10 protein-coding genes are annotated in these 11,816 nt (G+C 72.7%); 3 read left to right on the forward strand and 7 right to left on the reverse strand.

The genetic code is table 11. The annotated features are described in order from the left end of the window. Window positions 1-816: AMP-binding protein (locus GTW43_RS20830; protein WP_161303531.1), on the reverse strand; the 816-nt coding region annotated here is incomplete at its 3' end. A gap of 215 nt (window positions 817-1,031) precedes the next feature. Here GTW43_RS20830 and GTW43_RS20835 point away from each other — a divergent pair. Next, window positions 1,032-1,664, forward strand: coding sequence for a TetR/AcrR family transcriptional regulator (locus tag GTW43_RS20835; protein WP_161303532.1), 633 nt, complete (start codon window positions 1,032-1,034; stop codon window positions 1,662-1,664). 61 nt (window positions 1,665-1,725) lie between these two features. Beyond that, a complete protein-coding gene (locus GTW43_RS20840) occupies window positions 1,726-2,160 on the forward strand; it encodes an SRPBCC family protein (protein ID WP_161303533.1) in 435 nt (144 codons plus the stop codon). Between the two features lie 18 nt (window positions 2,161-2,178). Here GTW43_RS20840 and GTW43_RS20845 read toward each other — a convergent pair whose 3' ends face one another. The 6 genes from GTW43_RS20845 to GTW43_RS20870 form a co-directional block, all read right to left on the reverse strand. Further along, window positions 2,179-3,366 carry a glycoside hydrolase family 6 protein gene (locus GTW43_RS20845; protein WP_161303534.1) on the reverse strand — a complete coding sequence of 396 codons (1,188 nt, stop codon included), beginning with the start codon at window positions 3,364-3,366 and terminating at the stop codon, window positions 2,179-2,181. Between the two features lie 165 nt (window positions 3,367-3,531). After that, the gene (locus tag GTW43_RS20850) at window positions 3,532-4,680 is read right to left on the reverse strand and encodes an XdhC/CoxI family protein (protein ID WP_161303535.1); all 1,149 of its coding nucleotides are present in this window, start codon (window positions 4,678-4,680) and stop codon (window positions 3,532-3,534) included. A gap of 43 nt (window positions 4,681-4,723) precedes the next feature. Beyond that, window positions 4,724-6,181, reverse strand: coding sequence for an NCS2 family permease (locus GTW43_RS20855; RefSeq protein WP_161303536.1), 1,458 nt, complete (start codon window positions 6,179-6,181; stop codon window positions 4,724-4,726). A gap of 191 nt (window positions 6,182-6,372) precedes the next feature. Further along, a complete protein-coding gene (locus tag GTW43_RS20860) occupies window positions 6,373-8,772 on the reverse strand; it encodes a molybdopterin cofactor-binding domain-containing protein (RefSeq protein WP_161303537.1) in 2,400 nt (799 codons plus the stop codon). A gap of 4 nt (window positions 8,773-8,776) precedes the next feature. Then, a complete protein-coding gene (locus GTW43_RS20865) occupies window positions 8,777-9,352 on the reverse strand; it encodes a (2Fe-2S)-binding protein (RefSeq protein ID WP_161303538.1) in 576 nt (191 codons plus the stop codon). Next, a complete protein-coding gene (locus GTW43_RS20870; protein WP_161303539.1) occupies window positions 9,352-10,260 on the reverse strand; it encodes a xanthine dehydrogenase family protein subunit M in 909 nt (302 codons plus the stop codon). The genes GTW43_RS20865 and GTW43_RS20870 overlap by 1 nt, the downstream gene beginning before the upstream one ends. Window positions 10,261-10,578: 318 nt before the next feature. Between GTW43_RS20870 and GTW43_RS20875 the strand changes: the two genes are divergently transcribed. After that, a partial coding sequence (locus tag GTW43_RS20875) for a PucR family transcriptional regulator ligand-binding domain-containing protein (RefSeq protein ID WP_161303540.1) occupies window positions 10,579-11,816 on the forward strand: 1,238 nt, incomplete at its 3' end.

Genomic DNA, 11,816 nt, shown 5'->3' on the forward strand with positions numbered 1-11,816 from the left:
GGGACGCACCTCGCGCACCGCCGCGGCGACGAGCGACGGGTCCGCGCACAGGTACACGTGCGAGGCCCGGTGGCAGGGCAGGTAGATGCCGAGCATCCGCTCCGCGATGTGGGCGAACGGCAGGTAGCAGATGTGTTCCACGTGTGCGGGCAGCTCGACGACGGCGTCCAGGGCCCGGGCGTCGGCGAGGATCTGCTCGTGGGTGAGGACGACGCCCTTGGGCTCGCCGGTGGTGCCAGACGTGTAGACGACGGTGAGCGGGTCGTCGGGCCGCGCGGCGTCGAGCTCCTTGGCGAACTGGGCCGGGACCGGCGTGCCGGTGAGCGCGGCGAACGGGACGTGGCCGCCCTCCTGGCCGGGCTCGGCGACGACGAGCCGGTCGAGCGGGGTGTCCGGGTCGTCGAGCAGCGGGGCCCAGGTGCGGACCTGGGCGGCGCCCTCCAGGACGGCCAGGCGCGCGCGGCAGTTGCGGGCGATGTGGGTGAGCTGCCCGGGGGCCGCCGTGTTGTAGACGCTGACGGGCACGGCGCCGAGCCGGACGAGGGCGAGGTCCGAGAGCCAGTGCTCGGGGCGGTTGGACATCATCAGCAGGACGTGGTCGCCGCGGCCGACACCGAGCGCGGCATACCCGGCGGCGATCCGGGTGGTGCGCTCCAGGACCTCGGCCCAGGTGAGGGTGGACCAGCCGGTGCCCGTGCCCGGTGCGCGCCAGGACAGGGCGGGCAGGTCCGGGTGCTCCCGGGCGTTGCGCAGCACGAGACGGGGCAGCGTGGGGCGCGCGTCCTGCGCTCCGTCCGCGGGCGGGGCTGGGGTCATGGCGGCCTCCCTGGAACGGAATCCACTGAGCGTCCGCTAAGACGGTAGGGGCGCTCCCGGAGGCCGGTCAATGCTCGTGACATGCCTTGTCCGCAAGGGAGTTGGGGTCGTGCACGCGGCTCGCCCTGAGCGGTCGCTAAGCATCGGAAGAGGGTCGCTCCGACGGCGTGCGCCGTACGATGGCCCTGCCGAGGGCCCAGCGGAAGGACACACGGGTGAGCACGCAGCCACGTCAGGACGCCGCGGTGGCGCGGCACTGGCGCACGTACGGACCGCTCGGTCTGCACCCGATCCTGCTGCGGGCGATGGAGGCCTTCAACGAGCACGGCTACCACGGGACTTCGATGCGCGACATCGCCTCCCGCGTCGGTGTGACCGTGCCCGCGCTCTACTACCACTACGAGAACAAGCAGGCACTCCTGACCACGCTCCTCGAGGCGTCGATGCGGGACGTGCTCGACCGCTGCCGTGCGGCGGCGGCCGAGGCGGGGGACGACCCGCTGGCCCGGTTCCGCGCGATGGTCGAGTCGATCGCCCTCTCGATGGCGCACCGCCAGGGGCTCGCGTTCCTGGACACGGAGATCCGCAGCCTCGAACCGGCCAACCGCGCCCGGTACGTGGCGCTGCGCGACTACCTGGAGCACATGCTGCTCGACACGGTGCGCGACGGGGTCGCCCGCGGCATGTTCACCACGCCGTACCCGGCCGACGCGGTCCGTGCGGTGCTCGTCATGTGCCAGGGCGTGGCCAACTGGTACCGCGCGGACGGCCCGTTGACCCCCGCGCAGCTCGCCGAGCGCCAAGTGGTGCTGAGCCTCGGCACGGTGGGGGCACGCGACGCCGCGTGACCCGGCCGGGCACCGGCCGCGCCGCCGGGCCCACCGGGTGCCGGCGCCCTACCATCGCGCCATGGCCGCAGAAATCCGTCTCGTCCGGGACACAGCGCTCCCCGTCGCCGAGGCCTGGCGCAGGATCACCGACTGGGAGCGGCACGGCGCGGTGGTGCCGCTGACCCGGGTCACCGTGCGCACCCCGCCGCCGACGGCCGCGGGCACCGTGTTCGTGGCGCGGACCGGGCTGGGCCGCCTGCTGGGCTTCGACGACCCGATGGAGCTCGTCGCGTGGCAGCCGCCGCGCCGCTGCCGGATGGAGAAGCGCGGACGGCTGGTGCGGGGCTGGGCCGAGTTCGAGGTGCGGGCCAGGCCGGGCGGCGGGGCGCGCGTGGAGTGGCACGAGGAGCTGCGGGTGCGCGGGGTGCCCGCCGTCGCGGATCCGGTGCTCGCGACGGCGGGCCGCCTGCTGTTCGGGCGCGCACTGAAATCTCTGCTGGAGAACGAGGAGTGACGGCTCGTCAGGCGGCGCTCACAGCAGTGGCGGGTTCGCGTACCTGACGAGTTCGAGCGCCTGCTCGGGGAACCAGTCGCCCGCGTCGGGATCGACCGTCCCGCGCTCGGGGTCCTCGGGCCCGTCGGTGCCGCGCAGGCACAGCCCGTCGGACTCCCCCGGCGTCTTGATCCACAGCCGGGCGTCCTGGAGGGGGTCGCCGGTGCGCAGGGTGGGGCGGGCGCCGAGGCCGCGGTCCGGCGGGTTGCACCAGTCCTGCGGGTCCGGATAGGTGCCGGTGGGCGGCACCCAGGGCCCCCGGCCGTTGCGGCTGGAGTCCGTCACGTAGTGCGGCATCCGGGAGGCGGGCACGTGGACGTGGGTGTCGAGCCACTCCTGGGCGTCGGCGCGCGGCCACCACTGGTCGGGGCAGTCGGCGGAGTCGCCGCCGCGGGTCGCGTAGGCGATGCAGGACGAGATGAGCGTGCCGTACCAGGAGTTGGCGTCGTCGGTGTTGTAGTTCGAGGCGTTGGTGTAGAAGCCGGCGGCTCGGGTGACGCCGCCCTTGATCAGCCGGGGCACGATGGAGGAGACGGTGTGCCAGCCGGGGTGCCCGGTGTCGAGGTAGACCCGGGTGCCGCCCAGTGGTCCGAGGGTGTCGACGGCGTAGTTGACCTCGGTGTAGCGGGCGGCGGTCTTCGTGCCCTCGGCGTCGTCCTGGCCGCAGTCGGCGGGCAGCAGGGCGAGGGCGTCGGGTTCGAGGACGACGAGGGCCTCGGAGCGGCCGAGCCCGCGGGCGACGGCGTCGATCCAGGCGCGGTACTCGGCGGTGTTCGCGGCGCCGCCCGCCGAGTAGTTGGCACAGTCGCGGCCGGGGATGTTGTACAGCGCGAAGACGGGCGTGGAGCGGGAGCGTGCCGCGTCGCGCACGACGTCCCGGGTCATCCGCTCGACCTGGGCGGGGCTCTGGTCGCCGAACCAGACGGCCTGCGGGGTGGCCACCATGGCGGCGACGCCCGCGGCGTCCCGGAAGCGGCCCTGGCGGGCGAGGCCGACGACCTGACGCAGGGCGTCGGGGTTCGGCTCGGGCGTGTAGAGGTGGGCGCCGTGCCCGGCCGCGGTGGCCGGTGCGGCGGCGCCCGCGGGGGCCGGACAGGACAGCAGGGCGGCGAGTGCGGCGGACAGGACCGCTGTCGCGGTCGCGGCACGACTGAAGGGTCCTCGCACGGTTCACTCCTCGCTCGCAAGGGACACGGAGACTTGCTGGGAGCGCTCCCATCGAGCGTCGCGGCCCGTGGTGCGATGCGTCAAGTGCGGTGCACGGGGCGGCTGTCGCGGCAGCCGCCCCGTGCGTCCCGTGCGGACGAACAGAAGGGGTGAAACGTACGCGGATCAGGCGACGGAGCCGATCCGGCGCGGGGTGTCCGGCTCGTGGTGGATCGGAGTGTGGGCGCCCGTCAGGGAGACGCCGGTGCCGCCGCGGCGGGCCGCGACGATCTCGGAGGCGATCGAGACCGCCACCTCCTCCGGAGTGCGGGCGCCGAGGTCGAGGCCGATCGGCGAGCGCAGCCGCGCGAGTTCGAGTTCGGTGACGCCGACCTCGCGGAGCCGGTCGTTGCGCTCGAGGTGGGTGCGGCGCGAGCCCATCGCGCCGACGTAGGCGACGGGCAGCCGCAGCGCGAGGCGCAGCAGCGGCACGTCGAACTTGGCGTCGTGGGTGAGGACGCAGAGCACCGTGCGGCCGTCGACCTCCGTGCGCTCCAGGTAGCGGTGGGGCCACTCGACGACGATCTCGTCCGCGTCCGGGAAGCGGGCCGCCGTCGCGAAGACGGGGCGGGCGTCGCAGACGGTGACGTGGTAGCCGAGGAACCTGCCCATGCGCACCAGCGCGGACGCGAAGTCGATGGCGCCGAAGACGATCATGCGCGGGGGCGGGACCGAGGACTCCACGAGCAGGGTCAGCGGGGCCCCGCAGCGGGAGCCCTGTTCGCCGATCTCCAGGGTGGCGGTGCGGCCGGCGTCGAGGTGGGCGGCGGCCTCCGCGGCGACGGTCCGGTCGAGTTCGGGGTGGGCGCCGAAGCCGCCCTCGTGCGTGCCGTCCGGGTGGACGACCAGGGCCCGGCCCATCAGGTCGTCGGGTCCGGACACGATCCGTGCCACGGCCGCCGCCTCCCCCGCGGCGGCGGCCGTGAGCGCGGCCGTGATCACGCCGCGCACGTCCGCGTCCGCGGCACGTACCGGTGCGACGAGGATGTCGATGACGCCGCCGCAGGTCAGCCCCACGGCGAAGGCGTCGTCGTCGCTGTACCCGAAGCGTTCGAGGCGGGTGACCCCGTCCTCGAGCGCCTCCTGGCACAGCTCGTAGACCGCGCCCTCCACGCAGCCGCCGGAGACCGAGCCGATCGCGGTGCCCTCGCTGTCGACGGCGAGCGCCGCGCCCGGCTGCCGGGGCGCGCTGCCGCCGACGGCCACCACGGTGGCCACGGCGAAGTCGCGTCCCTGCTCGACCCACCGGCTGAGTTCTGCGGCGATGTCCAGCATGTCTCGGTCTCCTTAGCGGTTACGGGGATCGGGGTGACGGGCGTCAGTGGACGCCGAGCCAGCCCTCGATCGGGTTCAGGGCGAAGTACACGAGGAAGATCACCGTCAGGCCCCACATGAAGGCGCCGATCTCCCGGGCCTTGCCCTGGGCGATCTTGATGGCGACCCAGGAGATGACGCCCGCGGCGACACCGGTGGTGATGGTGTAGGTGAAGGGCATCAGGACCACGGTGAGGAACACCGGGATCGCGGTGGCGCGGTCGGCCCAGTCGACGTGGCGGGCGTTCATCATCATCATGGCGCCGATGACGACGAGCGCGGCGGACGCGACCTCCTGCGGGACGATCGCGGTGACGGGGGTGAAGAACAGGCAGGCGGCGAAGAAGAGGCCGGTGACGGCGGAGGCGAGACCCGTGCGGGCTCCCTCGCCGACGCCGGTCGCCGACTCGACGAAGACGGTCTGGCCGGAGCCGCCCGTCACGCCGCCGATGGCACCGCCCGCGCCGTCGATGAACAGCGCCTTGGACAGGCCCGGCATCCGGCCCTTGTCGTCGGCCAGGTTGGCCTCGGTGCCGACGCCGATGATGGTGGCCATCGCGTCGAAGAAGCCGGCGAGCACCAGGGTGAAGACGATCATGCCGACCGTCATGGCGCCGACCTCGCCCCAGCCGCCGAACTCGACCTTGCCGAAGAGCGAGAAGTCGGGCGTGGAGACGGCACTGCCGTGCAGTTCGGGGGCGCCGTTCGCCCACTGCTTGGGGTCGATCACGTCGAGCGCGTTGAGGATCATCGCGACGACCGTGCCGGTGATGATGCCGATCAGGATCGCGCCCGGGGTGTTGCGCGCCTGCAGCATGAAGATCAGGAGGAGCGTGCCCGCGAAGAGCAGCACGGGCCAGCCGGCGAGTTCGCCCGCGGGGCCGAGCGTGAGCGGGGTGGCCTTGCCGACCTGCACGAAGCCGGACTTGTAGAGGCCGATCAGGGCGATGAACAGGCCGATGCCCATGGTGATGCCGTGCTTGAGCGCGAGCGGGATCGCGTTCATGATCATCTCGCGCAGGCCGGTGACGACGAGCAGCATGATCACGACGCCGTACATCACGCACATGCCCATGGCCTGCGGCCAGGTCATCTCGGGCGCGACCTGCGAGGAGATCACACCGGAGACGGACAGGCCGGCGGCGAGCGCCAGCGGCACCTTGCCGACGAAGCCCATCAGGAGCGTGGTGAACGCGGCGGCGAAGGCGGTCGCGGTGATCAGGGCCTTCTGGCCCAGGGTGTCACCGGCGGCGTCCTTGCCGGACAGGATCAGCGGATTGAGCAGCAGGATGTACGCCATGGCCATGAAGGTCGTGACGCCGCCGCGCACTTCGCGCGCGACGGAGGATCCCCGCTCGGATATGTGGAAGTACCGGTCGAGCCAAGACCTGCCGGCGGGCTGGCGCGTACCCGCGCCCGCGTCGTCGGCGGCGGTCTTCGGCTCCACGGACTGCTGGGTCATGGTGCCTCGTTTCCCAAGGTTCATAGGGGCACCCGCGAAGCGCTCGGAGAGGCGCGGGTTTTGGGATGGCTGCACGACCCGGGGGACGGCCCGAGACGAGTGCGCTGATCTGAAGTGCTCCGGGCGGTGCGGGCGACGGAAGTGTGACGTTCCTGGGAGGCACACACCGCCCGGAGGGCGTGCGATGACGGTTACGCGGAAGCGGTGCCCGTCAGGTGCTCGGGCCGGACCGGGGTCCGGTCGAGCGCGAGCCCGGTCGCGTTCCGGATCGCCGCGAGGACGGCCGGGGTCGACGACAGGGTGGGGGCCTCACCGATGCCGCGCAGCCCGTACGGGGCGTGCTCGTCGGCGAGTTCGAGCACGTCGACCGGGATGGTCGGCGTGTCGAGGATGGTGGGGATCAGGTAGTCCGTGAAGGAGGGGTTCCTGACCTTGGCGGTCTTCGGGTCGACGATGATCTCCTCCATCACCGCGACACCGAGGCCCTGGGTGGTGCCGCCCTGGATCTGGCCGATCACGGACAGCGGGTTCAGCGCCTTGCCGACGTCCTGGGCGCAGGCCAGTTCGATGACCTTCACCAGGCCGAGCTCGGTGTCGACCTCGACGACGGCGCGGTGCGCGGCGAACGAGTACTGGACGTGCCCGTTGCCCTGGCCGGTGCGCAGGTCGAAGGCCTCGGTGGGGCGGTGGCGCCACTCCTCCTCCAGCTCGACGACCTCGTCCTCCAGGACGTCGACCAGGTCCGCGAGGACCTCGCCGCCGTCGGTGACGACCTTGCCGCCCTCCAGGAGGAGTTCGGCGGTCGCCCACGCCGGGTGGTACGTGCCGAGCTTGCGGCGGCCGATCTCCAGGACCTTCTCGCGCACGAGCTCGCAGGCGTTCTTGACGGCGCCGCCGGTCACGTACGTCTGGCGCGACGCGGACGTGGAGCCGGCCGAGCCGACCTGGGTGTCGGCCGGGTGGATGGTCACCTGCGTGACGCCCAGCTCGGTGCGGGCGATCTGCGCGTGGACGGTGACGCCGCCCTGGCCGACCTCGGCCATCGCCGTGTGCACGGTGGCGACGGGCTGGCCGTTGATGACCTCCATGCGCACCTTGGCGGTGGAGTAGTCGTCGAAGCCCTCGGAGAAGCCGACGTTCTTGATGCCGACCGCGTAGCCGACACCGCGTACGACGCCCTCGCCGTGCGTGGTGTTGGACAGGCCGCCGGGCAGCTGGCGCACGTCGGCGCCCTCGCTGGACTCCCACTGGCGCTCGAGCGGCAGCGGCATCGCCTTGATGCGGCGCAGCAGTTCGGCGACCGGGGCCGGCGAGTCGACGGGCTGGCCCGTCGGCATGATCGTGCCCTGCTCCATCGCGTTCAGCTGGCGGAACGCGACCCGGTCCATGCCCACCGCGTCGGCGAGCTTGTCCATCTGGGCCTCGTAGGCGAAGCACGCCTGGACCGCGCCGAAGCCGCGCATGGCGCCGCAGGGCGGGTTGTTGGAGTAGAGCGCGATGGCCTCGATGTCGACGTCGTCGATGACGTACGGGCCGACGGAGAGCGAGGAGGCGTTGCCGACGACCGCCGGGGAGGCGGACGCGTAGGCGCCGCCGTCCAGGACGATCTTGCACTTCATGTGCGTGAGCTTGCCGTCCTTGGTCGCGCCGTGCTCGTAGTAGAGCTTCGCCGGGTGGCGGTGGACGTGCCCGAAGAAGGACTCGAAGCGGTTGTAGACGATCTTGACGGGCTTGCCGGTGCGCAGGGCGAGCAGGCAGGCGTGGATCTGCATCGACAGGTCCTCGCGGCCGCCGAACGCGCCACCGACGCCGGAGAGCGTCATGCGCACCTTGTCCTCGGGCAGGCCGAGGACGGGGGCGATCTGCTGGAGGTCCGAGTGCAGCCACTGGGTGGCGACGTAGAGGTCGACACCGCCGTCCTCGGAGGGCACGGCGAGGCCGGACTCCGGGCCGAGGAAGGCCTGGTCCTGCATGCCGAACGTGTACTCGCCCTTGACGACGAAGTCGGCGCGCTCGGCGGCCGCGGCGGCGTCGCCGCGCACGATGGGCTGGCGGTGCACGATGTTCGGGTGCGGGACGTGCCCGGCGTGGTGGTCGTCGCGGCCCTCGTGGACGAGGATCGCGTCGGGCGCCGTCGCGGACGCCTCGTCGGTGATGACGGGCAGCTCGCGGTACTCGACCTTGATCTTGGCGGCCGCGCGGCGCGCGGTCTCCGGGTGGTCGGCGGCGACCAGGGCGACGGGCTCGCCGTGGTGGCGGACCTTGCCGTGCGCGAGCACGGGGGTGTCCTGGATCTCCAGGCCGTAGTTCTTCACGTCCGTCGGCAGGTCGTCGTACGTGAGGACGGCGTACACGCCGGGCGTGGCGAGGGCCTCACCGGTGTCGATGGAGAGGATCTCGGCGTGCGCGACGGTGGAGCGCAGGATCTGGCCCCACAGCATGTCCTCGTGCCACATGTCGGACGAGTACGCGAACTCGCCGGTGACCTTGAGGGTGCCGTCCGGGCGGAGCGTGGACTCGCCGATGCCGCCCTTGGTGTGCGATCCCTGCGTGACGTTCGCGGGAATGCCGGTGGTACGGGTGTCAGCCATGCCCTCAGACCTCCTCGGACTGGCGCGCGGCGGCGAGCCGGACCGCGTCCATGATCTTCTCGTAGCCCGTGCAGCGGCACAGGTTGCCGGAGAGCGCCTCGCGGATGTCCGCGTCGGAGGGGCTGGGGTTGCGCTCCAGCATCTCGTCGGCGGCGACCAGCAGGCCCGGGGTGCAGAAGCCGCACTGGACCGCGCCGGCGTCGATGAACGCCTGCTGGATCGGGGCCAGTTCGGCGCCCTCGCCGGTCTGCGAGTCGGTGCCCTTGGCGGACCAGCCCTGGGCCTCCTGGAGCGTGACGCCGTCCTGGCCGTGGGACCCGCAGGCGCGGTTGTTCGCGAACTCGGCGAGGCCCTCGACGGTGACGACCTCGCGGCCCTCGACCTGGCCGGCGGCGACGAGGCAGGAGCAGACGGGGACGCCGTCGAGGCGGACCGTGCAGGAACCGCACTCGCCCTGCTCGCAGGCGTTCTTGGAGCCGGGAAGGCCCATGCGCTCGCGCAGGACGTAGAGAAGGGACTCGCCCTCCCAGACGTCGTCGGCTTCCTGCTTGCGGCCGTTGACCGTGAAATTGACGCGCATTACGCGACACTCCCCTTCTCGATGGTGCTGCCGCCGGTGCCGCGGTAGGACTCCCAGGCCCAGGTGAGCGTGCGCCGGGCCATGATGCCGACCGCGTGCCGGCGGTACGAGGCGGTGCCGCGCACGTCGTCGATCGGGTTGCAGGCGGCGGAGCACAGGTCCGCGAACTGCTTGGCGACCGACGGGGTGATGATCTTGCCGTTGTCCCAGAAGCCGCCCTCGTCGAGCGCCGCGTTCAGGAACTGCTCGGCGTCCTTGGCGCGGATCGGGGTCGGAGCGGCGGAGCCGATGCCGGTGCGCACCGTGCGGGTCTCGGGGTGGACCGCGAGACCGAAGGCGCACACGGCGATCACCATCGCGTTGCGCGTGCCGACCTTCGAGTACTGCTGGGGACCGTCGGCCTTCGGCAGGTGCACGGCGCGGATCAGCTCGTCGGGGGCGAGCGCGTTGCGCTTCACGCCGGTGTAGAACGCGTCGATCGGGATGAGCCGCGAGCCGCGCACGGACTCGACCTCGACGTCGCCGCCGGAGGCGAGGAGCGCCGGGTGGGCGTCACCGGCGGGCGAGGCCGTGCCGAGGTTGCCGCCGACGCCGCCGCGGTTGCGGATCTGGGGCGAGGCGACGGTGTGCGAGGCGAGGGCCAGGCCCGGCAGCTCGGTCCGCAGGTTCTCCATGATCTTGGTGTACGGGACGGAGGCGCCGAGTCGGACGGTGCCCTGAGGTCCCTCGCCCACCTCCCACTCACCGAGCTCACCGATGCGGTTGAGGTCGAGGAGGTACTCGGGGCGGCGGTGGTCGAAGTTGATCTCGACCATCACATCGGTGCCACCCGCAATCGGCACGGCTGTGGGGTGCTCGGCCTTGGCGGCGAGCGCCTCCTCCCAGCTGGCGGGGCGAAGGAAGTCCATGAGTGGCTCTCTTCTGGGTCTCGTTCGTGGATCGTGCGGTGCGTGGATCGTGTGCGCTGCGTTCGAGCCACGGGATGTGCGGATCGCTGGGGCTCGTTCATGTGCTGTTCACGTGGAGTGGGCCCAGTACACCGCCGTGTGCTCCGCCAGGGTCAGTCACGGAAACCATGAAGGAGTTGGCTGACCACGACAGGTGTCTTGTAGATTCGTATGAACGGAGCACATCAGTAACCCCTCCGACTTCCTCCGGACACCGTGAGCACACGCTGGCCGACCCCGGGAAGGCATCACTTCGAGACAGATCGGCGGCGAGACCACATGCGGCTGCGCGCATTGCTGGACACGGACGCGCTGGGCCTCAGGCTCCTCGGCGGCGAGGAGGAGCTCGACCGCTCCGTCCGCGGCGTGATGACCACGGACCTGCGCGATCCGAGCCGCTATCTGTCGGGGGGCGAGCTGGTGCTCACGGGCCTGGCCTGGCGCCGCGGCCCCGACGACTCCGAGGCCTTCGTCCGCCTCCTCCAGTCCTCCGGGGTGGTCGCCCTGGCGGCGGGCGAGGCCGAGCTCGGCGCCGTGCCCGATGACCTGGTGCAGGCCTGCGCGCGGCACCGGCTCCCGCTCTTCGCGGTCAACGAGTCGGTGGCGTTCGCGACGATCACCGAGCACGTCGTGCGGCAGGTCTCCGGCGAGCGCGCGGGGGACCTCGCGGCCGTCGTGGACCGGCACCGCCGGCTCATGACCTCCGGCCCGGCGGGCGGCGGCCCGGACGTGGTCCTCGACCTGCTCGGCAGCGACCTGGACCTGCGGGCCTGGGTGCTCTCCCCCGCCGGACGCGCCATCGCGGGCTCCAGCGCGGCCGGCCCCGAGCTGCCCGCCGGGGTGTGCGCGCGGCTCGCCGCCGAGCACCTCTCGGCCACCCGGGCGGGCCGCCGGGCGCCGCACCGGGTCAGCGTCGGCGGGGCGACGTACTCGCTGTTCCCGATCGGCGCGGGCCGGGGCGCGGCCGCACCCGCCGCCTCCCGTGACGTGCGCGCGACGGTGCTCTCGGACTGGCTGCTCGCCGTCGAGGCGGACGCGGGCGACTGGCCCGAGGAGCGGCTCGATCTGCTCCAGGGCGTCACCCAGCTGATCTCCGTCGAGCGCGACCGGCGGGACGCGGCGCGCACCGTGCGCCGCCGCCTCGCCCAGGAGGTCCTCGAGCTGGTGCAGACGGGCGCGGCCCCGGCCGAGATCGCGGCGCGGCTGCGGGTGGCCGCGCCGGTGCTGCTGCCCGGGCTCGGTACGGCGCCGCACTGGCAGGTCGTCGTGGCCCGCGTCGAGTGGCAGGACGCCGACATCGAGGGCGGGCCGGTGGCCCAGTCGCTGCTCGAGGAGATCCTCGTCGACCCGCTGTCCTCGGGCCCTGAGCCCTCCGACCGGATCGCCGTCGCGCACACCGGCGACGAGGCGATCGCGCTGGTGCCGCTGCCCGCGGTGCCCGCCGAGCCCGACGGTGCGGCCGATCAGGGCCTGATCGCGGACGCGCTGCTCACGGCCGTACGGGACCCGCTGGCGGC

This window comes from Streptomyces sp. SID5785 (genome assembly GCF_009870065.1).
GTDB lineage: Bacteria > Actinomycetota > Actinomycetes > Streptomycetales > Streptomycetaceae > Streptomyces.